Annotated in this window: 27 protein-coding genes; 21 read left to right on the plus strand and 6 right to left on the minus strand. The window is 68.8% G+C overall.

The window, feature by feature from the left end; genetic code table 11:
* Nucleotides 1-32: 32 nt before the first annotated feature.
* The 9 genes from OG876_RS28135 to OG876_RS28175 all read left to right on the plus strand — a co-directional run bounded on the left by OG876_RS28135 (nt 33) and on the right by OG876_RS28175 (nt 7,682).
* Nucleotides 33-230 carry a hypothetical protein gene (locus OG876_RS28135; protein WP_328519645.1) on the plus strand — a complete coding sequence of 66 codons (198 nt, stop codon included), beginning with the start codon at nt 33-35 and terminating at the stop codon, nt 228-230.
* A gap of 7 nt (nt 231-237) precedes the next feature.
* Complete coding sequence (locus OG876_RS28140; RefSeq protein ID WP_328519646.1) at nt 238-633, plus strand: VOC family protein; 396 nt, start codon at nt 238-240, stop codon at nt 631-633.
* A gap of 105 nt (nt 634-738) precedes the next feature.
* The gene (locus tag OG876_RS28145; RefSeq protein WP_328519647.1) at nt 739-3,513 is read left to right on the plus strand and encodes an FtsK/SpoIIIE domain-containing protein; all 2,775 of its coding nucleotides are present in this window, start codon (nt 739-741) and stop codon (nt 3,511-3,513) included.
* Nucleotides 3,510-4,187: a hypothetical protein gene (locus OG876_RS28150; RefSeq protein ID WP_328519648.1), complete on the plus strand. Its 678-nt coding sequence runs from the start codon at nt 3,510-3,512 to the stop codon at nt 4,185-4,187. Before OG876_RS28145 ends, OG876_RS28150 begins: the two co-directional genes overlap by 4 nt.
* A gap of 16 nt (nt 4,188-4,203) precedes the next feature.
* Nucleotides 4,204-4,464: a hypothetical protein gene (locus OG876_RS28155; RefSeq protein WP_328519649.1), complete on the plus strand. Its 261-nt coding sequence runs from the start codon at nt 4,204-4,206 to the stop codon at nt 4,462-4,464.
* A 69-nt stretch (nt 4,465-4,533) separates the two neighbouring features.
* Nucleotides 4,534-5,745 (plus strand): hypothetical protein, encoded by a 1,212-nt coding sequence (locus OG876_RS28160; protein WP_328519650.1) that lies wholly within the window; start codon nt 4,534-4,536, stop codon nt 5,743-5,745.
* Nucleotides 5,745-6,221 carry a hypothetical protein gene (locus OG876_RS28165; protein WP_328519651.1) on the plus strand — a complete coding sequence of 159 codons (477 nt, stop codon included), beginning with the start codon at nt 5,745-5,747 and terminating at the stop codon, nt 6,219-6,221. The genes OG876_RS28160 and OG876_RS28165 overlap by 1 nt, the downstream gene beginning before the upstream one ends.
* Nucleotides 6,222-6,312: 91 nt before the next feature.
* Complete coding sequence (locus tag OG876_RS28170) at nt 6,313-6,492, plus strand: hypothetical protein (RefSeq protein WP_328519652.1); 180 nt, start codon at nt 6,313-6,315, stop codon at nt 6,490-6,492.
* 794 nt (nt 6,493-7,286) lie between these two features.
* The gene (locus OG876_RS28175) at nt 7,287-7,682 is read left to right on the plus strand and encodes a hypothetical protein (protein WP_328519653.1); all 396 of its coding nucleotides are present in this window, start codon (nt 7,287-7,289) and stop codon (nt 7,680-7,682) included.
* Between the two features lie 107 nt (nt 7,683-7,789).
* Here the strand turns inward: OG876_RS28175 and OG876_RS28180 are convergent, their stop codons facing one another.
* Entirely contained in the window at nt 7,790-8,101 is a 312-nt protein-coding gene (locus OG876_RS28180) for a hypothetical protein (RefSeq protein WP_328519654.1), read from the minus strand.
* A gap of 187 nt (nt 8,102-8,288) precedes the next feature.
* On the opposite strand from OG876_RS28180, the gene OG876_RS28185 reads away from it, so the two are divergent.
* Both OG876_RS28185 and OG876_RS28190 read left to right on the plus strand, forming a co-directional pair.
* Complete coding sequence (locus OG876_RS28185) at nt 8,289-9,278, plus strand: NAD-dependent epimerase/dehydratase family protein (RefSeq protein WP_328519655.1); 990 nt, start codon at nt 8,289-8,291, stop codon at nt 9,276-9,278.
* A gap of 11 nt (nt 9,279-9,289) precedes the next feature.
* A complete protein-coding gene (locus OG876_RS28190; protein WP_328519656.1) occupies nt 9,290-9,781 on the plus strand; it encodes a metallophosphoesterase family protein in 492 nt (163 codons plus the stop codon).
* 104 nt (nt 9,782-9,885) lie between these two features.
* On the opposite strand, the gene OG876_RS28195 is transcribed toward OG876_RS28190, so the two are convergent.
* On the minus strand, nt 9,886-10,041 hold the full coding sequence (locus OG876_RS28195; protein WP_328519657.1) for a hypothetical protein: 156 nt from the start codon (nt 10,039-10,041) through the stop codon (nt 9,886-9,888).
* A gap of 150 nt (nt 10,042-10,191) precedes the next feature.
* Between OG876_RS28195 and OG876_RS28200 the strand changes: the two genes are divergently transcribed.
* The 3 genes from OG876_RS28200 to OG876_RS28210 all read left to right on the plus strand — a co-directional run bounded on the left by OG876_RS28200 (nt 10,192) and on the right by OG876_RS28210 (nt 12,592).
* Complete coding sequence (locus OG876_RS28200; protein WP_328519658.1) at nt 10,192-10,692, plus strand: hypothetical protein; 501 nt, start codon at nt 10,192-10,194, stop codon at nt 10,690-10,692.
* A gap of 96 nt (nt 10,693-10,788) precedes the next feature.
* Nucleotides 10,789-12,021, plus strand: coding sequence for an exonuclease domain-containing protein (locus OG876_RS28205; RefSeq protein ID WP_328519659.1), 1,233 nt, complete (start codon nt 10,789-10,791; stop codon nt 12,019-12,021).
* Nucleotides 12,022-12,076: 55 nt separating this feature from the next.
* Nucleotides 12,077-12,592: an orotate phosphoribosyltransferase gene (locus OG876_RS28210; RefSeq protein ID WP_328519660.1), complete on the plus strand. Its 516-nt coding sequence runs from the start codon at nt 12,077-12,079 to the stop codon at nt 12,590-12,592.
* Here the strand turns inward: OG876_RS28210 and OG876_RS28215 are convergent.
* Entirely contained in the window at nt 12,589-13,530 is a 942-nt protein-coding gene (locus OG876_RS28215; protein WP_328526972.1) for a helix-turn-helix domain-containing protein, read from the minus strand. The two genes, OG876_RS28210 and OG876_RS28215, sit on opposite strands and share 4 nt — an antisense overlap.
* A 136-nt stretch (nt 13,531-13,666) precedes the next feature.
* On the opposite strand from OG876_RS28215, the gene OG876_RS28220 reads away from it, so the two are divergent.
* Both OG876_RS28220 and OG876_RS28225 read left to right on the plus strand, forming a co-directional pair.
* A complete protein-coding gene (locus tag OG876_RS28220) occupies nt 13,667-14,458 on the plus strand; it encodes an alpha/beta hydrolase (protein WP_328519661.1) in 792 nt (263 codons plus the stop codon).
* The gene (locus tag OG876_RS28225) at nt 14,455-15,234 is read left to right on the plus strand and encodes an MBL fold metallo-hydrolase (protein ID WP_328519662.1); all 780 of its coding nucleotides are present in this window, start codon (nt 14,455-14,457) and stop codon (nt 15,232-15,234) included. The genes OG876_RS28220 and OG876_RS28225 overlap by 4 nt, the downstream gene beginning before the upstream one ends.
* 12 nt (nt 15,235-15,246) lie before the next feature.
* On the opposite strand, the gene OG876_RS28230 is transcribed toward OG876_RS28225, so the two are convergent.
* Entirely contained in the window at nt 15,247-15,504 is a 258-nt protein-coding gene (locus OG876_RS28230; protein ID WP_328519663.1) for a hypothetical protein, read from the minus strand.
* Nucleotides 15,505-15,583: 79 nt separating this feature from the next.
* Nucleotides 15,584-16,072 (minus strand): FBP domain-containing protein, encoded by a 489-nt coding sequence (locus OG876_RS28235; protein ID WP_328519664.1) that lies wholly within the window; start codon nt 16,070-16,072, stop codon nt 15,584-15,586.
* Nucleotides 16,073-16,287: 215 nt separating this feature from the next.
* Between OG876_RS28235 and OG876_RS28240 the strand changes: the two genes are divergently transcribed.
* Both OG876_RS28240 and OG876_RS28245 read left to right on the plus strand, forming a co-directional pair.
* Nucleotides 16,288-16,839, plus strand: coding sequence for a YceI family protein (locus tag OG876_RS28240; protein ID WP_328519665.1), 552 nt, complete (start codon nt 16,288-16,290; stop codon nt 16,837-16,839).
* Nucleotides 16,840-17,023: 184 nt separating this feature from the next.
* Nucleotides 17,024-17,527: a hypothetical protein gene (locus tag OG876_RS28245; RefSeq protein ID WP_328519666.1), complete on the plus strand. Its 504-nt coding sequence runs from the start codon at nt 17,024-17,026 to the stop codon at nt 17,525-17,527.
* Between the two features lie 103 nt (nt 17,528-17,630).
* On the opposite strand, the gene OG876_RS28250 is transcribed toward OG876_RS28245, so the two are convergent.
* On the minus strand, nt 17,631-18,188 hold the full coding sequence (locus OG876_RS28250; RefSeq protein ID WP_328519667.1) for a hypothetical protein: 558 nt from the start codon (nt 18,186-18,188) through the stop codon (nt 17,631-17,633).
* 250 nt (nt 18,189-18,438) lie between these two features.
* On the opposite strand from OG876_RS28250, the gene OG876_RS28255 reads away from it, so the two are divergent.
* The 3 genes from OG876_RS28255 to OG876_RS28265 are packed head-to-tail and all read left to right on the plus strand — an operon-like array spanning nt 18,439 to nt 20,913.
* Nucleotides 18,439-19,041, plus strand: a complete 603-nt coding sequence (locus OG876_RS28255) for a hypothetical protein (RefSeq protein ID WP_328519668.1) — start codon at nt 18,439-18,441, stop codon at nt 19,039-19,041.
* 14 nt (nt 19,042-19,055) lie between these two features.
* Complete coding sequence (locus OG876_RS28260) at nt 19,056-20,273, plus strand: sensor histidine kinase (protein WP_328519669.1); 1,218 nt, start codon at nt 19,056-19,058, stop codon at nt 20,271-20,273.
* A complete protein-coding gene (locus OG876_RS28265; RefSeq protein ID WP_328519670.1) occupies nt 20,248-20,913 on the plus strand; it encodes a response regulator transcription factor in 666 nt (221 codons plus the stop codon). The genes OG876_RS28260 and OG876_RS28265 overlap by 26 nt, the downstream gene beginning before the upstream one ends.
* Nucleotides 20,914-20,917: the final 4 nt, after the last annotated feature.

The raw sequence follows: 20,917 nt of genomic DNA on the forward strand, positions 1-20,917 counted from the left end.
CAGGCCAGGCGATCCGCTCCCACAATGAAGAAATGACCAGGGAGACGACGATCGCGCGGGTGTTGCTCGTGCTCGTCTTCGCGCCGGCCGGCGGCCTGTTCGGCAAGGCCGTGGCCGAGGCCGCGCAGAGCCGCGCGTGGTGGCCGTGGCTGGTCGCGGCACTGGTCTGGCTGGTGCTCTCGGGACTGATCGCGATGGCGGTGTCGAACCATCTCGACGAGCACAGATAATGCTTCGATGGTCGCTGCGGTGCATCACGTCGAGATCTGGGTCCCGGACCTGTCCCGGGCCCAGGAAAGCTGGGGCTGGGTCCTCAATCGGCTGGGTTGGAAGGACGGTGACGGCTGGCCCGGCGGGATGACCTGGGCGGCTCCCGACGGCAGCTATGTCGTGGTCGAGCAGAGCCCGGCGATGTCGGCCGGCGAGCACGACCGGCTGCGGCCCGGAATGAACCATCTCGCCCTGAACGGGGCCGGCCGGGCCGAGGTCGACGCGATCGTCGCGGAGGCGGGCCGGCACGGCTGGACGCTGATGTTCGCCGACCGGCACCCGTACGCCGGCGGCCCGCAGCATTACGCCGCCTTCCTGCAGAACACCGACGGCTACGAACTCGAGATCGTCGCTCCCGACTAGTAGGTGAGACTACTGATGCCTGGAGTGACGCTTGGGACTACCGGTGTGACATGGTTACACCAGGCAATTTGATAGTCGCGGGGCAAGTGTGGAAGGACGGTGCTCGTGACGGAGAAGCCTGACGGGGGAAGTACGCCCGGATCGGCTTCGCGCTCCGCGCCAGCGACCGAAGCACCGGAGCTCCTGGAAGCGCGGATCCGGGGTCTCCAGCATGCGCTCGGGCAGCTGCTGGACAACGCACACCGGCTGACGTACGCCGAGCATCAGCGGGCCGTGCAGCTGCATCGTCAACTGCAGGAGCAGACCGCGATCGCCCGGCGCGAGTCGCGCTCGCTCGTCGACGCCAAGACCGCGGAGGTGCTGTCCACCGCCGAGCCGAAGGCCCGCCTGCTCGCGGACCGGCTCGCGCCCGGTCTGGCCGCGATCCCGCCGAACGACGCCCGCTGGCGTTCGCGTCAACTGGTCGGCGCGGGAGTCTCGTCGTACGTGCGGGTCGGTGAGCTGGAGGGCGGTACGCCGGTCGTCGCGCCGCTGCTGCGGACGAACGGCTGGAAGGTGACCGCGGATCGCAACGAGTTCGCCCGCAGACTCCTGCAGAGTGTGGCGTTGCGGTTGGTCGCCGCCGCCGAACCCTTCCGGCTCAGGATCGACGCGTACGACCCGCGGCTGACCGGCATGATGGGCCTGCTCGGTCACCTGACCACGAAGTATCCGCAATTGGTGCCTAGGGCAACACATACCGCGGAGCAGCTGCACGCCGTGCTGTCCGGGCTGGTCGACGTCTCGTCGCTGCGGGCCAGCCGGCAGGCACAGCTCGGGCACGAGCGGTTCGAGGATCTGATCCGGGAGACCGGGCGGGTGACCGAGCCGTATCGGCTGGTCATCCTGTTCGACTACCCGGCCGGCATCGACACACTCGCCCAGCGCGACCTGCTCCGGCTGGCCGCGACCGCCGGCCGGCGCGGCATCTGCTTCCTGGTCCATCACGACCCGTCGACGTCCGCCGAGCTGGACGTCGACACCAAACAGTTGCTCGATCTCCTCAATCCGGTTGCCATCACCAACGAAAGGGTCGAGGTCGCGCAACTGCCCGGCGTCCCCGCGAAGCTGGATCCGCCGTTCGACGCGAACATTGCCGCCGGCATCTGTGACGTGGTGGCCGAGCTCGCGGAGATCGCCGTCCTCCCGACCATCGACTTCGAGCGGACCCTGCCGGACCGCTCGACCTGGTGGCAACCGGTCACGGACGAGATCGGCACGGTGATCGGGTACGACGATCGCACGCCGGCGCTGGTGCGGTTGCGCAGCGGCAACCCGGCCCTCCCGCACGTCCTCGTCGGCGGCGCCGTCGGTCAGGGCAAGTCGAACCTGCTGCTCGTGATGATCCACGGTCTCGCCGCGCGCTACGACCCGGCGGATCTGGAGATGTACCTGCTCGACTTCAAGCACGGTGTCGAGTTCTCCGCGCTCGGTCCCGCGGGCGAGCGCGAGCATTGGCTGCCGCAGGTGCGCGTGCTCGGTGTGCACAGCGATCGCGCGTTCGGTCTCGCCGTACTGCGTCATCTGTCGGACGAACTGGCGCGGCGCAGCGAGATCTTCAAGTCGCACGGCAACGTCGCGGACATCGCGGAGCTTGCCCCCGGCCCCGATCGGCCGCCGCGGATCCTGGTCGTGCTGGACGAGTTCCAGGTGCTGCTCGAGGACGACGACGAGCTCGCGGACGAGGCGGCCAAGCTGCTCGAGCGGTTGGTCCGGCTGGGACGCGCGTACGGCGTGCACGTCGTACTGGCGACGCAGACGATCGAGGGCGTCAAGCGGCTGGCGACGCGGCGGGACTCGATCTTCGGCCAGGTGCCGTACCGGATCGCGCTCAAGACGACGCCGGCCGACTCGCAGGCGATCCTGCGAAGCGGGAACACGGCGGCGGCCGAGCTGCAGTTCCGCGGCGAAGCGGTGCTGAACGCGAACTTCGGCTCGCCGGACGACAACCAGCATGTGCTGGTCAGCTTCGCGGACAAGGCGGTGCTGGACTCGCTACGGCGTGAGTTGTGGCAGCGCGCGGGCACGGCGGTTCACCCGCCGCGGATCTTCCATCTGGCCGAGCCCGCCCGGTTGACGGACACGGCGGCCGCGGTGAGGCCCGAGCTGGGGCGGCCGTGGACCGGGTTGCCGATCGCGGTGACGGAGGAGCCGGTGCAGGTCGAAGTACGGCCCGAGCCGGGTGCCGGCGTACTCGTGCTCGGTGACGGTCCGGTCGACGCACTCGGCGTACTGAGCGGGCTCGCGTTGTCCACGGCGGCCGCGGCTGTGGATCCACCGCGGTTCGTGTTCCTGGACGGGACGGACTCGTCGCCGAGTGTTGCTGAAGGCAAGGATGCGCTGGTGCAGGCCTTGCGGCAGCTCGGGTGCGACGTCGAGACGGTCGACAAGCACGCCGACATCGTGCCGCGGCTGTTCTCGCTGCGGGACTCGGTGCGCAATGGGCACGTGGGTGAGACCTATCTGCTCGGGTTCGGGTTCCATGGCGTGCCTCGGATGCAGCTTCATGCGGAGGGGTTCTTCGAGAGCCCGGCGAACGCGCTGCAGGACATCGTGCGTGACGGGCCCGCGCAGGGGCTCATCACCTTTGGGTGGTGGAACCGGCTGCACGTGTGCACCGAGCACCTTGGATACGGGCGTGCGAACGTGGCGACTCATCTGTTTCTCCGGCACCCGCAGGACGGCGTACGCGCGGTGGCCGGCCCGCTCGTCCGGTGGGCTTCGGAGCCACACCGCGGCCTGCTGTGGGACGGCCTGCACCCCGAGGCACAGGTCGTCGTACCGTTTGCCGCACTGCGATCCGACGAGGTGGATCGCGCGGTGGAATTGGTACGGCGATGAAAACGGAAGCACAGGAGTGGGCTGAGTACGCGCGGGCGCTGCGGACGGTCGCGGGAGCTCGTGCGGACGCGCAGCAGGCGCAGGACCGGCTGACGGCACACAAGTCGAAGGCTGAGGCCACTGCGATGGCGGAGGCCGACGCCATGGCCGAGCGCGGGCGGCAGTTGGAGCTCCGGCTGAACGCACTGGCCGAGAAGGCTGCTGCCTCTCTTCAACGAGCCGGACTGCCCGCGGAGGGGAAGCGGGCGAACCATGCGCTGCCTGAGATCCGCGCACTGAACGACATCGAGACCGTCGCGGCCGGGATCACCAAACAGCTCAGTGACACCGTTGAGCAGTTGGAGGAGGTCCGCGCTGCGGCTCGGGCCGAGCAGGAGCGACGGAAGCGGCGTACCATCAGCGCGGCCTTGATGCTGATCGGGTTCGTGGTGGTGTGGGTGGTGACCGGGTCGTTCCTGGCCGGAGTGGAGGCGGCCGCGATCGCCGCCGTCACGATGCTGGCCGCGTCGCGGGCGCTCGGCCTGCCGCGGCTGCCCGGCGCGCGGTGGTGGGGCTGGGGTGGTGCGGCCGCGGTCGTCGTCGCGATGGCGGCTGGTCTGCCGTGGTGGCTCGCGATCGCCGTACCGGTGATCGTGTCCGGTACGGCGATCGTGCTGCCGAAGAAGCGCAACTAGTTTGGGAGTGGGTTAGGTGTCCGACGTACAGCGGCTCAAGGAACAGCTGCACCAGGTGTCGATGGAGGCCAAGCAGGCAGCGGGGGGCCTGGCCGGGTTCAAGCTGCGGTTCACCCAGCACAGTCAGCTGGTGGAGAGCCTGATCGCCGGTACGGCGACCGGCGTCGACCGGGACATCACGGAGATCCTGGACGCGGCCGGCAAAGCGGTCGAACAGGCCGCCGAGGCGCTGGAGATCGCGTCGGCCGGATGCAAGAGCTACGCCGATCAGATCTGACCGGTCGTGCCGTCTGAGCTGCAACGGGTCGCTCGGGGCCTGGTGGACTGCCTCGACGAGGTGCCTGCCGTGGTTGCCCATCTGCAACGCACCGCCGCCCGCTGCCGCGAGAACGCCCAAGTTGCCCTTTTGGCCTCCCAGGGCCGGGCAACCGCCGCCGCTCAGCAACTGGACGCGGCGGCCCGCGCCTGCGAGGCCGCCGCCCACTACCTGTCCCTGGCACCACCGAAGGCCCGGGCCTGGGCCGAACACCTGATCGGCGACGGCTCCACCACCAGCCGCCCGTCAGCCAACTCCGCCGACCGCAACAAGACCACCGGCGGCACCGGCGACATCGCCGAACGAGACTCCCAAGGCCGCACCAAACGCCTCACCGCCACCTTCGAGGACCTCGAAGTTGCGCAAGACAACGAACCGCCTCTCATCACGGTCGCCCGCAAAGCCTTCGAAAGGTTCCGCAAGACCCAAGAAAAGGACGAGGAAGACCGCGACCTCCCCGAGGAACCACTCGAGGTAGAGATCACCGTCACAGAGTCCGGCGAGATCGAGTTCGACGAACGAGACGAGAAGGAGGACGAGAAGCGCAACGACCACCTCCGCCAAGACTTCGCAGTCGAAGTAGACCTCACCGAGCCCGTGAAAACCCTCCTGGCGGCCATGGCCGAATCCGCCGACCAGGAGTGGCACCACGCCACCCTCACCATCACCACCGACCGCGTAGAAGCCACCTTCGACTACCCGACCAACCTCCCCGAAACCCCAATAGTCGACATCGACCTCCCAGCCCTAGCCAAACCCAACTTCGACCCGGCCTTCGACCTCCGCCCTCTCGAGGTCGACTTCGCCCCAGGCGTCCATGACCCGCACCAAGATTTCCTGCCGAAGGAGCGCAAGATCGCCGTCCGTCTCGAACGCGAAGGCTGGCGAATCGACGCCCGCCCCAGGGTCGACACCATCGAGGGACACAAGAATCCGGACACCATGGTTCGGAAGAGCCGCGATGACGAGGGCGCGATCGTCGAGTTCAAGACGCAGGACAAAGGTTCGTCGAATGCGGTGAAACGCAGCATGCTGAAGGCCAGCGGCCAGGCACTGAAGGCAGCCGGCGACCCGGCGGCGAAACGTGAAGTTGTGATCGACGGCAGGCGGGTTGGACTGACCGAGGAGACTGCGCTGCGTTCGTTCCGCAGGGCCCGCGGACAGCCAGGTTCCGTCGTAGCAGAGGTGGTACATGTCATCCTCGGTGACGGACGGTTGGTCACCTTTACCAAGGAGCAGTGATGTCGACCGACGACAACATCTTTCTGGCCGCGAGTACGCCGCTCGAGGAGGTTGCCGGGTGGCTGAGCGAAGCACTCGGGCTCGAGCGGGTCGAGGATCCTGAGCTGAGGGACGGTGCCTACCTGTTCCGGGGGCGGGCCCGGACCGTCGACGGTGATGTCTACTTCTTGATCGAGCCGAATGTATACGGAGAGGTGGATCCCGCGCCGGAGGACGTCTCGGCGATTGATCGCTATCAGGGTGTGGTTGATATCCGCTACGCGGGCAAGAAGAACGAGGAGCTGCAGGAACGGGAGGCGCGCGCGGTCTTCGACGACTTGGCCGACCGTCGGCCGGACGTGGCAATGGTCCTGAGCCACAACATGTCCCTGATGACCGCGGCGTACCTGCCCGGGGTCGGCGTACACGCGTTTCCACCTGGTACGAGCCTCGACGAACCGGACGAGGAAAACTGGCGCCCTTGGATCGTCACATGAGGCCGAGCGGCTGATGTCGGTCGCCTGACCTCCCGATGCTGCTTGTGAGTCTTGGCGACGGACGATTGATGACTTATGTCAGGGAGTCTTGATGGCCGGTAGCGATGAGATCTTTTTGGCGCTGGACGAACCGCTGGACGTAGCGGCAGCGCGAGTGGCCGGCGTGCTGGGGCTGGAGTTCAACGGCGATCTGCGGGCCGAGACGGGGGAGTTGCAGTACAAGGTCCCTGCGCGGACGTTCGACGGAGTCATCGGTGTCTACATGGCCTGAACGGGTTCCAGCCCGAGCCCGACGAGGTCCAGGCGATGGACGGGTACTCCGTCGTTGTCGACGTCCAGTCCCGTCAGCGGAAGGACGCGCAGGCGGACGAGACTCGGTTGGCCTTCGAATCGCTGGTCCACGCACTCGCCGGCGTGCCCGCGCTCCTGTCCCACAACGTCGAGATGCTCGTCGGCCCATCTACCGGGTCGCGGCACCCACACCTTCGACCCCGGCACCACCCTCGATGACCCAGACCTCGACACCTGGCGGCCCTGGGTCGTCGGCCAGTGAGTGTCAAGGAACGTTGGGTCGTAACAGTGCCGGGCTGACCGGTTCGGCTCATGACGACCTCGCCCCCGGAGGTACTGCCGACCCGCCGCCTCCCCTTTGAGGGGTCAACCCCTTGGCGTGTGGGTTGCGGAACCGAAATTTGCCTCCGCAACCCACCGCCTGCGGGGTCGGCCCCTCAAAGGTCGCAGGCGCAGGCCTGCCGGGCGTTCGCACACCCACCGTCGCGCAGGCCAACCGACTGCGGAGAATTCTGAGGAAATCGCGTCATGAAGGGGTGAGGGGGACGTCACTACCTGTGAACGCAATCCCACAGGGAAGTGGATGTGATTGACGTGAAGGGTTGTTCTTCGAGGTTGCTAATGGGAACTGGCTCGACCGGGCGTCGGGTGCATTGAGATGGCCGGCAACGCTGATGGTGAGCCTCCCTCTGCTGCGGTCAGGGCTGTTGAACGTCGCCAAGCGGGCCCGGAGCGGTCGCTTCCGGGCGAGCGGCTCTGGGAGGTAGCGCCGAAATGAGTCCTCGTCGCTTCCGGCTGATCCGCCATCATGACGTCTCCGGTGTCAGTGGCACCGGTCCGGTCGCCGAGGGCGTGCAGTTCACCGACGGGGCGGTCGCGCTCCGCTGGTACGGCGACTATCCGACCACGACCGTCTGGGACGGGATCGACTCTGTCGTCGCCATCCACGGTCACGGCGGGGCCACCGAGGTCGAGTGGATCGACCCGGACCCGGGTCCCGATCCCGACCTGACACTGCCACCCCGCGAAGCCCTCCCACCCCGACCGTGGCCGGATCTGTACTCCGCCCCCGAGCCACAGGATCCCGACCCCCTGCACAGCGACCGTGAACTCGGTTCGTACGGCGGTGCGCCGCCGGCCGGGTCGTCGTCGTACCGGGTGTTCCGCTGAGCCGGCCCGGGTCCGGCGCCGCGGACCCGGACTGATCGTGGGTGGCCGGTGCCGAACCTCCCTCACCGCGCCGGCCACCCACCTGCCCCGGGCCAGGTCTGATGGAGTCAGCTGTACTCCATGGTCTGGACCAGATCGAGGTTGTAGAACGCGCCCGGTCCGTCGCACAGTTCCATCATCTTGGCCGAGAACTCGGTCGTGTCGGCCCGCTGCGAGTTCGCCATCGCCTCGTCGTACGAGCTGAACTCGACGATCGCGAAGTAGCGACCCGGCTCGTCCCGGTCGGCGCAGGTGATCCCGCGGACCGGGGAGGGCCCGTCACCCTCGGCTGCGCGGTTCTTGCTGAACTGTTCCATCAGCGCCGCGATCTCGTCCGGCTTCGACGTCCGGTACTCGATGATCTGAACGAAACCAGCCATTTCTCCCCCTTGTCCATGGCACCGACTCCGAGGTGCCTCCTGCTGCCGACAGTGCGCCCGGATCGCCTGCGCCGCAAGGGGTCGGCGCTTACGGTGACGTGACGCTGGCGCGAGATCACCGCGCGTCGATTCTGCCCTCCGCAGAGGTGGCTGGGTTTTGCCGGCCGGGCCTGATTGGCTTGCCCGCATGGAGATTCTGATCCTCGGTGGGACAGCATGGCTCGGTCGCGAGATCACGACGCAGGCGTTGGCGCGCGGGCATTCCGTCACCTGCCTCGCCCGTGGTGAGAGTGGCGCGGTCGCGGACGGCGCCACGCTGATCGCCACCGATCGCAGCCGTCCGGATGCGTACGACGCTGTGCCCGAGCAGGACTGGGACGCGGTGTTCGAGGTGTCCTGGCAGCCGGGGTTCGTGCGCGGCGCGCTGGCGGCCTTCGGTGCGCGGGCCAAGCATTGGACGTACGTGTCGTCGGGCAACGCCTACGAGAAGTTCGACACGCCGGGTGCCGACGAGTCCGCCGTACTGCGGGAGCCGACGGAGCTGGACGTGGCCGAGCGGGAGCAGTACGGCGAGGCGAAGGTCGCCTGCGAACTGGCCTCGCGGGAGGTGGTCGGGAATCGGCTGGTGATCGCGCGGGCCGGGCTGATCGGTGGACCGGGGGACACGAGCGATCGGGCCGGGGCGTGGGTGGCGCGCGCGGCTCGGGCGCCGGAGGAGCCGCTGCTCGTGCCGGACACGCCTGAGCTGCCGACGTCCGTGATCGACGTCCGCGATCTCGCCGCCTGGTTGCTCGACTGCGCGACAGAAGGGCGGACCGGGACGTTCAATGCCGTCGGCCCGGTCGTGCCCTTCGGGGAGTGGATCGAGCTCGTGCGCGAGGTCGGCGGTCACACCGGACCGGTCGTGCTCGCGCCGCAGACATGGTTGGAGGAGCAGAAGGTCGAGCAGTACATGGGTCCGGACTCGTTGGCGATGTGGCTGACCGAGCCCGGGTACGAGGGCTGGTCGAGCCGCAGCGGCGCGGCAGCGCTCTCGGCCGGGCTCACGCATCGCTCGCGGCGACACTTCCTCGTCGACACGCTGGCCTGGGAGCGGGAGCTCGGCCTGGACCGGGAGCGCCGCGCCGGCCTGAGCCCCGCGAAGGAGCAGGAGTTGATCGAGTCGCTGCCGGAGTAGAGAGTGGGCGGATGCGGTTGGTGCTGATCTCGGACACTCATCTGCCGGTGCGGGCGAAGAAGCTGCCTGAGCCGGTCTGGGAAGCGGTCGAGCGCGCCGACGTGGTCATCCATGCCGGCGACTGGGTGAGCGTCGCGTTGCTGGACGAGTTGGAGTCTCGTGCGGCCCGGTTGGTCGGGTGCTGGGGCAACAACGACGGCCCGGAGTTGCGGGCGCGGCTGCCGGAGGTCGCGCGGGTGACGCTCGACGGGCTGTCGATCGCGGTCGTGCACGAGACCGGGCCGGCCAAGGGACGCGAGGAGCGCTGCGAGAAGGACTATCCGGACGTGGACCTGCTGGTGTTCGGCCACAGTCACATCCCGTGGGACACCACGGCCCCCGGTGGATTGCGGCTGCTGAACCCTGGGTCGCCGACAGATCGGCGCCGGCAGCCGTACTGCACCTACCAGACCGCGACGATCACCGCCGGCCGCCTGAAAGAAGTTGCCCTTCACAACCTTTGAGCTGGTTGCGGCCGACAACGACGCTCGGCCGGCCGTGCGGGACCATACGCCGTACCACCGAGTTACGGCGTACCCGCACGACCGGCCGAGCGTCGTGCCTGGGGTCAGGCGTTCGCTGCTTCCTTGGCCCGGGTCTTGAGCCGGTCGCGCACCTCTTCCGGCGTGTAGGCGCGACGCTTCCGCTCGCCTCGCGCGACCACCACGCCCGTCGCGGCCACGCCGACGAGCCCCGCAAGCCCTACCACCTTCCATACCTTCATGCGGTCTAACCTAGCGATGTGGACAGCCGGATTGCACTGGATGACGCTACGGAACTGACACGAACAGGTGACATTTGGCTGTTCCGTGGTGACAAAGCCGCTGATCGCGCCATCCAGCTGACGACGAACAGCCCGATCAATCACGTCGGCATGGCGATCGTGATCGAGGATCTGCCGCCGCTGATGTGGCACGCCGAGCTGGGCCGGTCGCTGCCGGACGTGTGGAGCGGCACGCACCACCGAGGTGTGCAGTTGCACGACCTGCGGGACGCGGTCCTGGTCTGGGCGCGCAAGTACGGCCAACGGGCCTGGCTGCGGCAGCTCGACCATCCCGTCACGCGGGAGATGGAGGACGCCGTACTGCGGACTGTCGCCCGGCTGGACGGTACGCCGTTCCCGTCGACGGCTCGCCTGGCGACGAGGTGGGTGCGGGGCCGGGTGCCGGCGTTCCGGCGCGGATCGCGGGAGCTCGAGCTGGAGTCGGCGTACTGCGCCGAGGTGGTCGCGGTGACGTACGAGGAGATGGGGTTGCTGCCCGGGCGGCGGCCCAACTGGTACGACCCGGGACGCTTCTGGAGCGGTGACGAACTCGAGTTGGCCGACGGCGCGCGGCTGGGCGACGAGATCGCGGTCGAGATCCCCGACGAGTGAGTCCGGGTCGGTGATGCCGATTCCTGACGGACGGGAACTGTCGGTGACGTGTGATTGGGTTGTTCCAGTCGGTCATCGAGCCGGAGGAGGCCGTGGATGTATGCAGTCATCGACACCGAGACGACCGGCCTGCTGCCGAGTCATCGGCATCGGGTGATCGAGGTCGCCGTCGTGCTGCTGGACGCCCGCGGGCAGGTCGAGCACGAATGGGTGACGCTGCTGAATCCGCAGCGCGATCTCGGTCCGCAGCACATCCACGGGATCCTGACCGCCGATGTACTCGCGGCGCCGGAGTTCGCGGATGTCGCGCGGCCGTTGGGTGAGCTGCTGGCGGGCCGGATGGTTGTCGGGCACAACGTCGAGTTCGATCTCGGGTTCCTGCGGGCGGAGTTCGCCCGGCTGGGAGTCGCCGTACCGCTGATCACCGAGCGGTCGATGTGCACGATGGCGTTGGCCGGTTATCTCTACCCGGGCGCGAAGCGGACGCTCGGTGCGTGTTGTGCGGCGGCGGGGATCTCGATCGAGGGGTGGCACTCGGCGCTGGCCGACACGCGGGCCACGGCCGAGCTGTTCGGCCAGTATCTGAAGGCGTTTCCGTCACCGCCGCCGTGGCAGTGGGCTTATGAGGAAGTCAGCCGATTGCGATGGCCGGCGTTGCCCTCGAGCAACGTCGCGCCGACCGTGCGGCCGGTGCATGCCGGCGGGCGGCACGGCTGGATGAGCAGGCTCGTCGATCAGTTGCCGCGCGTCCCCGAGCCGCCGCAGGCCGACTCGTATCTCGCGCTGCTCGACATGATCCTCGCCAATCGGGAGATCACCGCGGCGGACGCGGATCAGCTCGTCCAGGTCGCGACCGACCTCGGCCTGACGCGTTCGCAGGTGCACGACTTGCATCAGTACTACGTGTCCGCGCTGGCGGAGGTGTCGTGGGGCGGTGGCGAGATCACCGCGGATCAGCGGAGCGATCTCGACCAGGTGGCGGTGATGCTCGGGCGCCGGGCTTCCGATGTGGACGAGGCGCTGGTGCGGGCGAGCGGCGGGCGGTACGCCGTACCGGCGCGTCCTGGGGCGAGGGGGTTCCCACGGGGGAGCACGATGGTCTTCACCGGGGACATGGTCGAGCCACGCGAGGTTTGGTGGGACCGGGCGGTGGCGGCCGGGTTCGTGCCGCAGGAGGCGGTCCGCCCGGACACGACGTTCGTCGTGGCCGCCGACGTGGACAGCCTGTCGGTGAAGGCACGCGCCGCCCGTGAGCTGAACATCCCGATCATCTCCGCAGAAGACTTCCGCCGCTTCCTGCCCGCCGAAACCGAACGCAAGGCCGGCTAGCGGCCATCGGCCACCGGGCAGCGCGACCGCTGATGCGGCCCGTTAGGGTGCTCGGGTGGAGCTTGCGGAGTTGGGACGGCGGATCTACGCGACTGCTCATCTGACCGGGGAGTTCGTGTTGCGGTCGGGGCAGACGACCAGCGAGTACTTCGACAAGTACCGGTTCGAGGCGGATCCGGTGTTGCTGGATGCCGTGGCCGAGGCGATGGTGCCGCTGGTGTCGGCTGACACCGAGGTGCTGGCGGGGTTGGAGATGGGCGGGATCCCGGTCGTGACCGCGCTCGGCCGGCACACCGGGTTGCCGTGCGCGTTCGTCCGCAAGCAGGCCAAGCCCTACGGGACGCGCCGCCTGGCCGAGGGCGCCGAGACCGCGGGCCGGCGGGTCACGATCGTCGAGGACGTCGTCACCACCGGCGGCCAGATCGTGCTCTCCGCCACCGACCTCCGCGCTCTGGGTGCTCACATCACCGATGCCCTATGCGTCATCAATCGCAACGCGACCACCCCGGCCCCGCTGACCGAAGCCGGTCTGACACTGACCGCGCTGCTGACCCCAGAACACCTCGGCTAGCGCCGGCGCCACTCCTGCGGCGTCATGCCGTACGCCTGGCGGAACCGGCGGGTGAAGTGCGCGGCGTCGAGGAACCCCCAGTCGGCCGCGATCGAGGCGATGGGGCGGCGCCTGCTCGCCGGTTCGGCGAGCTGACGAGCGGCGCCCTTGAGACGCTCGCTGATCAGCCACTGCTCGAGGCTGAGGTGGTGCTCGGCGAACAGCTTGTAGAGGTAGCGGAGCGAGATGTTGTGCTCCGCCGCGATGCGGGTGGGACTGAGCTCTGGATCGGCGAGATGGCGGCGCGCGTACCAGGTGATGCGAGCGAACAGTACGTCGGTCATCGCCGGAGGCCGGGTGTCGCGATCCGCGGCCGAGGTCAGCAGGGCCCGGACGAGTTGCGTGGTGGCCGTGCCGACCAGATCGGCCGACGGTGTGCCGTGCAACGACTCGAGGATGCTCGGCAGCACCGTGAGATGGTGCAGCACGAGGTCGTAGAGCGGGCTGCTGGGCAATCGTCGAGCGGCCGCGCGGACCGATTCGACGCTCAGCCCGAGGTCGGCGTAGTCGATCTGGAAGGCCTGCGACGCACCATGCCCACTCCAGGCGAAGTCGTACGGCGCAGTCAGATCGACCAGCATCAGGTCGCCGGTGCGGACGCGCTGATCGACGTCACCCTGGCTGAAGACGCCGGCCCCGATCACCTGCACGGCGAGGGCCAGACGCTCCGGGCCTCCGATCCGGACGTGCTTCGGCGTCCGGACCAGGCGCATGCCGGATCCCTCGTTGCGGAACAGGTCCGGCGTGCCGAGTTGCCAGAAGTCCATCCTGGCGTGCACGTCGCCGTGGGGATCCTCGTGCTCGACGCGGGCCGGCACACTCGCCGACATCATCGCGGCGTAGAACGCCTCGGGCCGGTCCCGCCGCGGTAGCGCGGCGGTGTCGAGCAGCACGGCCATCCCCACCCCCTGGACTCTGGAATCTGGTGGGCGAACTGTGCAGACACAGCCCAGATCCGTGCAGGCACATCCTACGGAGCGCGCCGTACGGACAGCTACGGTTTCGGCCAACATCCCGGATGGAAGGGACGCGATCATGCCTGCTGACACCGTCGTACTGGTGCACGGATTCTGGGTGACGCCGCGGAGCTGGGAGCGCTGGATCACCCACTACGAGGCGCGCGGGTTCCGGGTGCTGGCGCCGGGCTACCCGGGGTTCGAAGTCGAGGTGGAAGCCCTCAACGCGGACCCGGACCCGATTCTGAAAGTGACCGTGCCGGCGATCATCGAGCACCTGGAGGCGGTGATCCGCGAACTGGACACGCCGCCGATCATCATCGGGCACTCGGCCGGCGGGGCGTTCACGCAGATCCTGCTCGACCACGGCTTCGGAGCCGCCGGAGTGGCGCTGAACTCGGCGCCCACCGAGGGTGTCCGGGTGGTGCCGTTCTCCCAGGTGAAGTCGACGTTCCCGGTACTGAAGAGCCCGGCGAACCGGCACAAGGCGATCCCGCTGTCGTACGACGAGTGGAAATACGCGTTCACGAACACGTTCGGCGAGGCGGAGGCCCGGGCGCTGTACGAGCGCTACGCGATCCCTGCGAACGGCGGGATCCTGTGGGGGAGCGTTCTGGCGAACTTCCAGCCCGGTCACCAGGACACCTGGGTCGATTACCACAACGACGCGCGTGCGCCGCTGCTGTTCGTGTCCGGCTCCGAGGACCACATCATGCCGCCGGAGATTCAGCGCTCCAACGCCAAGCATTACAAGTCCCAGACCATCACCGAGATCCGCGAGTACGACGGTTACGCGCATCTGCTGCCGGCGCAGGCTGGGTGGGAGAAGATCGCGGACGAGGTACTGGACTGGGCAGTGAAGCATTCGTGAGCCAGGCGCGCATCACCCACATCGGCGGCCCGACGACGTTGATCGAGGTCGACGGGTGGCGGCTGCTCACCGACCCGACGTTCGACCCGCCTGGGCGGCACTACAGCTTCGGCTGGGGTTCGGGCTCACGCAAACTGGCCGGGCCGGCGATCGCGGTTGACGAGCTGCCGCCGATCGACGCCGTACTGCTGACGCACGATCACCACGCCGACAATCTGGACGACGCCGGACGGGCTCTCCTGCCGAGGGTGGGCACCGTGGTCACCACCGCGGCTGGTGCTTCGCGGCTCGGCGGCGCGACGATCGGTCTGATGCCGTGGTCGGTTCACACGCTGCGGGAGCCTGGACGACCACCGCTCGAGATCACCGCGACGCCATGCCGGCATGGGCCGCCGCTCAGCCGCCGGATCACCGGCGACGTGATCGGCTTCGCGTTGCGCTGGCCGGGGCAGGAACACGGCGCGCTGTGGATCTCCGGGGACTCTGTGCTGTACGACGGGATCCGGCAGGTCGGCGGTCGATGCGAGGTCGGCACAGTGCTGCTGCACCTCGGCGCGGTGCAGTTCGGCATCAGCGGGCCGGTTCGGTACACGATGACCGGTCGCGACGGCGTGGAGCTGTGTTCGCTGCTGCGGCCGCGCACGGTCGTCCCGGTCCACTACGAGGGCTGGAGCCACTTCCGGCAAGGTCGCGCCGGCATCGAGTCGGCGTTCGCGTCGGCGAAGGCGGACCTCACCTGGCTGGAGATCGGGACGCCGGGAACCCTGCAGGTCTAGGGACCGGCGGCGTCACTCCGCGTCGTCGGTCTCGCGTTCGATCTCGAAGCGGAGTTGTTTGCCGGAGCGGATGCGTTCGATGGCGGCCAGGCAGGCCGCTTCGCTCATGTGGACGCCGATCTCGGCGAGTTTGTGGCGCAGCACGCGAGCGGCGTCCTCGGCCGACCGGGCACTGGTCTCGTTGATCGCCTCGATCGTGGTGGCGGTGAGCATCTCGCGGATGTCCGGGTGAACCTTGTGGATCTCGTGCGTGATTCTGAACTCGGTCATCGCGACTCGCTCTCTCTTTCGCCCCCGCGGGCCGGTTTTGCTCGACACCAGAGTAGTGTCCCGGCGCCCGTCCCGCGCGTCAGGTGAGCACGCGATTTACGAAAGCTTCAAGCCGTGTCGCGAGCCGCTCGGCGCGGACGTCGGGGGCGGCCGTTTCACCTTGTGGTACGTCGAGTTCGCGCAGGCCGCGGACGTAGAGCGAACAGGCCAGGTCCGCGCAGATGTACGTGCCGACCGTGTTGCCCGCGCGGCCGGCCGTGCCGGCCCGGCGGGCGGCGAACAGGGCGACGTCGGTGAGGTGGTGTGCGGTGTTGCACAGGTCGCACAGCCCGGCGCCGCGCCGCGGCGCACCCGAGGCCTGGGTGTTCACCGCGATCCCCGTCACGCCGGCCTCGCGCCGGACCACCAGATAGCCGCGGTTGGGCGCCTTCGGGTCGCGCCAGCCGAGGTAGTCCAGCGACTCCCAGGGGAGTTCGGTGAACCCGGGCGGCAGCGTCATCGCCTTGATCTGGCTCTTGGACGAGTTGACGAACGAGCGCCTGATCTCGTCCGCGCTGAGCGGTTCCACGACGGTCCCTCCGATCTTTCGACCACCTATGACACCCGGTGCCGTCCGGCCCCCGCAACCGAATAACCCGTTGCTGCAGGCAACGGTCGAGGCCCGGGCCGGCCCGCGGTCCGGGTCCACGGGCCGGATACGCCGTACCAGGGGTAGACATCTGACCGCGATAGGTGAAAGCTGGACTGTGAAAACTTCAACTACTCTCCCTGGAGGATTCCGGTATGTCCAACGAGTACGCCGCCCTGTCCGGTGACTACACGATCGACACGGCGCACAGCCGGGTCGGCTTCGTCGCCCGGCACGCGATGGTGACCAAGGTGCGGGGGTCGTTCGACGAGTTCGAGGGCTCGATCCACATCGACGGGGAGACCCCGGAGAAGTCGTCCGGGAAGGTGACGATCCAGGCCAAGAGCATCAACACGCGGAACAGTCAGCGCGACGACCACCTGCGCAGCAACGACTTCCTGGACATGGACAACCAGCCGGAGATCACGTTCGCGTCCACCGGCATCAAGCAGACCGGTGACGCGGACTTCGTGGTGTCCGGGGACCTGTCCATCCGTGGTGTCACGAAGCCGGTCGAGATCGCGTTCGAGTACACCGGCGCGGCGACCGACCCGTTCGGCAACCAGCGCGTCGGCCTCGAGGGCTCCGTGGTGATCAACCGCAAGGACTTCGGCGTCAGCTGGAACGCGGCGCTCGAGGGCGGCGGCGTCCTGGTCAGCGAGAAGGTCACCCTGGAGATCGAGGTCTCCGCGATCAAGAACAGCTGAGCTGTCGACAGATCCCGCGGCCGCCCGCCGGCGGCCGCGGGATCTTCTCGTCCACCGGCAAGCCCAACCGTCAGCGGTGCGTCGGGTTGTGGCAGTGCGATCACGATCAGGTGTGGTGGGGATTCCGGGGGGAGTGACCTGGGCAGACTCGGGGTGAGTGCCGGCTAGGTCGAGGGGTCCGCCGATGATCGACACGAGACTGAGGCGTTGGTTGCGTCCGTTGTTCGGGCGCCGCCGCGGCGTCCGGCGTACGCCGGAGCTGTTCCGGCCGCGTGGGACGAGTTCGCGGGTCAGCCGGCTGGCGGACCGGTACGACGCCGACGTGGATGCGGCGCTGCAGCGGCTGTGGCCGAAGGCACGGATCTACCACGATCGTGAGTTCACCCGGGACCGCGCCGATTTCCTGCTGGTCGTGCGCGGGCGCGGGGTGATGGTCGAGACCAAGGTGAAGAGCGATCCCGGAGTGTTCCGGGGGTCGACGTTGCCGCCGCTGCTGGATCGCTTGCAGCGGGACGGCAGGCGGCTGGTCGTCGTACTCAATCAAGGCGATCCGACGCCGGCCCGCGAACTGATCGCGAGCAGGCTCGGTGACAAGGGCTGCGTGGTCGTGTGGTCGGGTCCTGAGCACGACGCCGAGTTGCGTGGCGCGGTCGAGGGACTGCTGCAGCAGATGGTCCGCCACCGCTGACGGACGCAGCAGCGCGGAGAGCTGAACTCTCCGCGCTGCGGGGCTCCGGTCGCGAGGTGTGCCGGGTGGCGGCGATCCGGAGACGATGTGCGGCCAGCGGGAGTCAGCAGGCGTTGGGGGTGGTGGTGCCGCCGTCGACGACCCACCGGCCCTGCAGTGGCTGGACGCGCATCTGGTCCAGCCAGCGCGTCGGCGTGGAGGCGGGCAGGACGGCATGGCCCTTCGCGTTGACGGTGCGGGCTGCGGTGGTGTCGTAGCAGGCGCTGACGATGACGCCGTTCGACGCCAGGGTGCGTTTGGCCCACACGACTGTGGTGATGCCGGTGTTGTGGAGCTTCCTGGTGCGGTAGTACTTCGCCTGGACGCTGATCGCCTGGAACACCCTCGGCGTCATCACCGGCGCGAGCTGCTTGGTCTTGCTGCCGCCGCTGCGCATCATCTGGTCCAGCGCGACCCGGTAGTCGTAGTACGCGCGGACGACCGGGTCGTCGGCGCCGGCCGGGTCCGTCTGCCCGGCCACCTCGTCGGTGAGGGAGTGCTTGGACGCCTTCTTGGCACCGGGCGCCGAGGCGGCGACGCCGGACGCGGTGTCGGTGCCGCAGCCGGCGAGCAGCAAAACCGGGATCAGCGTGGCGATCACCGCCAGGTTTCGACTGCGCATGGTGTCCGAACCTCCTGTTGGACGCGGCATCGCCGCTCGCGCCGTCGGGCACCCCCGTTGTGCACTGCGAGCCGTGCACGCCATCCGGCACTGACCGTGTAACGTCAGAACACGGATCGTGGTCACTGTGACCTGGATCACAATCGACCCCCTACCGCGGTACTGCCCGCGACCTGGCTCCCTGGCCGGATGTGCCGGGCGCCGCTGATTCCTAGCCTCGATCTCAGGACTTGAGACCCGAGGAGAGATCATGACGGACACGCTGCACACCACACCGGACCGACCGCTATCCGGTCGGCCGGATGCGCGCCGGCACGGGCTGAGGCGTGTGGCACGGTCGATCGCGTACGACGCTCTGCTGGTGCCGGTCGGCGTACGGACGATGGCCGACGCGGTGCTGGGCGAGGCGCGGTCAGCAGTTCGGCGTTGGCGGAGGTTGGGGCGGCTGCTGGACCAGGAGGAGCCGGCGGCCGGAGAGTCGCCGGTCGGAGTGGGGCGGGTGTTCGGGTACGGGCTGCTCAGTTCGGTGCTGGGGCTGATGAGCTGGTTCCTGCTGATGCTCGCGGTGACGGCCGTGGTGCGCGGACCGTTCTACGGGTTCGTGGAGGACGGGCCGTTCGGGCCGGGGACGTGGGGCGGGCCGACGAAGGCGGGCGCCTGGGCGGTGCACGCGGCGGTATCGCTGCCGGCGATCGTAGTCTTCCTGCTCGCGTTGCGCGGGATCGCGTGGCTGCAGGCGGCGCTGGTTCAGGGGCTCGACGGGACGACGACCCGGCGGTGGGTGCTCCCGGCAACTATCGCGCTGACGGCCGGAGGACTCCTGTTCTTCTGGTCCTGGCTGCAGCAGCTGTGAACTAGGGTCCAACCGTGACAGGTGAGCTGGGGATGCCGAACGGGTGGCCGCGTGGGCGGTGGGCGTGGGTCGCCGGGCTCGCCGTCGCGGCGTTGCTGGTGCTGACCGTCATGGATCTGAGTCAGCACTACTACGTGTCGCTCGGCGCTGTCCTGGCGTTGGCGATGGCGCGAGCGCTCAGCCTGGGCCTGGCCTGGCTGCAACCACGGGCGGCGCTGGTCGTATCGCTTGCGACCACGGCGATCACGGCGGCGGTGACGACACCGATCAGCACGGACGAGCCGTGGCCGTGGGGGACCACCGCGGCGTTCGGGCAGTCGTTCGTCCTGGTGATCGTCGGTGTGCGCGGACTCGGACGCCGTGAGCTGGTGGGCTGGTGGGCCGCCACCCAGGTCGTGGGTATGGTGGCGACGGTCCTCGCACCCGACCGAGGTGGCTGGGCCGGCCTGGTCACGATGGCGGTGATGTCCGCGATCGCAGTGGTGGTCGGCGGTCTGATCCACTCGCGGTCGGAGACGAACCGGCAGCTGGCCGAGCAGGAGACGATCAGCCGGACCGAGCGAGCCGAGCGGTCGCGGCTGCAGGAGCGGGCCAGGATCGCCCGCGAGTTGCACGACGTCGTCGCGCATCACCTGTCGGTCGTGGTGGTCCGTGCGGACAGTGCACCGCATCGGTTGCCTGACGTGCGGGACGACGTACGCGCGGAGTTCGCCGAGATCGCCGATGCGGCGCGGGCGTCGCTGACGGAGATGCGGCAGGTGTTGCGGCTGTTGCGGGAGCCGGTGGAGCAGCCGCCGCTGGGGGAGTTGGGACCGCAGCCGGGGCTGGATCAGGTCGCGGAGCTGGTCGCGAGTACGCGTCGGGCCGGAGCGGATGTGCGGTTGGAGGCTGAGATGCCGACCGGACTCGATCCCGCGGTCGAGCTGACGGCGTACCGGGTCGTGCAGGAGGCGTTGAGCAACGCTGTCCGGCACGCGCCGGGATCCGTTGTGCGAGTGGAGGTTCAGCGGGTCGGCGATGCCCTCGAGGTGCAGGTAACCAATGGGGAGGCACGCGACGTGGTGCCGGCCGGTCAGGGGAGCGGGCACGGGTTGGTGGGGATGCGCGAGCGGGTTGCGCTCGTGGAGGGGACGGTGAACGCCGGTCCGACCCCCGAAGGCGGTTATCTGGTGGCGGTGTCGATACCGGTCGGGGCGGAGGTGGCGAGTGGCGATCACGGTGCTGGTGGTTGACGACCAGGAGATGGTGCGGGCCGGGTTCAGCGCGTTGCTGAATGCGCAGGCCGATCTCGAGGTCGTCGGACAGGCCGGCGACGGCGCCGAAGCGGTCGAACTGGCGGCCGAGCTGCACCCGGACGTGATCCTGATGGACGTGCGGATGCCGGTCATGGACGGCCTCGCCGCGACCCGCCGGATCCTCGCGACCGCAGCCTCCGGGGACTCGCCGCGCGTCGTCATGCTCACGACCTTCGACCTCGACGACTACGTGTACGCCGCACTCCGGGCCGGCGCGAGCGGCTTCCTGCTGAAGCACTCGACCCCCGACGAGCTGGCGGCGGCGGTCCGGATCGTCGCCGCCGGGGATGCGCTGCTGGCACCCTCGGTCACGCGCCGGCTGGTCGAGGATTTCGCCCGGGCCCAACCCGTCGTACCGATCACGCCGGTCCACCTCACACCGCGCGAGACCGACGTACTGCGGCTGGTCGCGCGGGGACTGTCCAACCGGCAGATCGCGGCTGAGCTCGTGCTGGCGGAGCAGACGGTGAAGACGCATGTCAGCAGCATCCTGACCAAGCTCGATCTGCGCGATCGAGCCCAGGCCGTGGTCTACGCCTACGAAGCGGGCGTTGTCGTCCCGGGTCCGCGACACTAGGGCG

The organism is Kribbella sp. NBC_00359 (genome assembly GCF_036097425.1).
In the GTDB taxonomy this organism is placed as follows: Bacteria; Actinomycetota; Actinomycetes; order Propionibacteriales; family Kribbellaceae; genus Kribbella.

Bases quoted from the DNA above. Each gene is read 5' to 3' on its own strand.
- OG876_RS28215 (WP_328526972.1), bottom strand. From the start codon at position 13,530: ATGGCCGTGCTGCTCGACACCGCCGCGCTACCGCGGCGGGACCGGCCC.
- OG876_RS28185 (WP_328519655.1), top strand. From the start codon at position 8,289: ATGGAGATTCTGATCCTCGGTGGGACAGCATGGCTCGGTCGCGAGATC.
- OG876_RS28195 (WP_328519657.1), bottom strand. From the start codon at position 10,041: ATGAAGGTATGGAAGGTGGTAGGGCTTGCGGGGCTCGTCGGCGTGGCC.
- OG876_RS28135 (WP_328519645.1), top strand. From the start codon at position 33: ATGACCAGGGAGACGACGATCGCGCGGGTGTTGCTCGTGCTCGTCTTC.
- OG876_RS28240 (WP_328519665.1), top strand. From the start codon at position 16,288: ATGTCCAACGAGTACGCCGCCCTGTCCGGTGACTACACGATCGACACG.
- OG876_RS28230 (WP_328519663.1), bottom strand. From the start codon at position 15,504: ATGACCGAGTTCAGAATCACGCACGAGATCCACAAGGTTCACCCGGAC.
- OG876_RS28205 (WP_328519659.1), top strand. From the start codon at position 10,789: ATGTATGCAGTCATCGACACCGAGACGACCGGCCTGCTGCCGAGTCAT.
- OG876_RS28170 (WP_328519652.1), top strand. From the start codon at position 6,313: ATGGCCGGTAGCGATGAGATCTTTTTGGCGCTGGACGAACCGCTGGAC.
- OG876_RS28250 (WP_328519667.1), bottom strand. From the start codon at position 18,188: ATGCGCAGTCGAAACCTGGCGGTGATCGCCACGCTGATCCCGGTTTTG.
- OG876_RS28220 (WP_328519661.1), top strand. From the start codon at position 13,667: ATGCCTGCTGACACCGTCGTACTGGTGCACGGATTCTGGGTGACGCCG.
- OG876_RS28180 (WP_328519654.1), bottom strand. From the start codon at position 8,101: ATGGCTGGTTTCGTTCAGATCATCGAGTACCGGACGTCGAAGCCGGAC.
- OG876_RS28245 (WP_328519666.1), top strand. From the start codon at position 17,024: ATGATCGACACGAGACTGAGGCGTTGGTTGCGTCCGTTGTTCGGGCGC.
- OG876_RS28150 (WP_328519648.1), top strand. From the start codon at position 3,510: ATGAAAACGGAAGCACAGGAGTGGGCTGAGTACGCGCGGGCGCTGCGG.
- OG876_RS28140 (WP_328519646.1), top strand. From the start codon at position 238: ATGGTCGCTGCGGTGCATCACGTCGAGATCTGGGTCCCGGACCTGTCC.
- OG876_RS28165 (WP_328519651.1), top strand. From the start codon at position 5,745: ATGTCGACCGACGACAACATCTTTCTGGCCGCGAGTACGCCGCTCGAG.
- OG876_RS28175 (WP_328519653.1), top strand. From the start codon at position 7,287: ATGAGTCCTCGTCGCTTCCGGCTGATCCGCCATCATGACGTCTCCGGT.
- OG876_RS28255 (WP_328519668.1), top strand. From the start codon at position 18,439: ATGACGGACACGCTGCACACCACACCGGACCGACCGCTATCCGGTCGG.
- OG876_RS28190 (WP_328519656.1), top strand. From the start codon at position 9,290: ATGCGGTTGGTGCTGATCTCGGACACTCATCTGCCGGTGCGGGCGAAG.
- OG876_RS28200 (WP_328519658.1), top strand. From the start codon at position 10,192: ATGGCGATCGTGATCGAGGATCTGCCGCCGCTGATGTGGCACGCCGAG.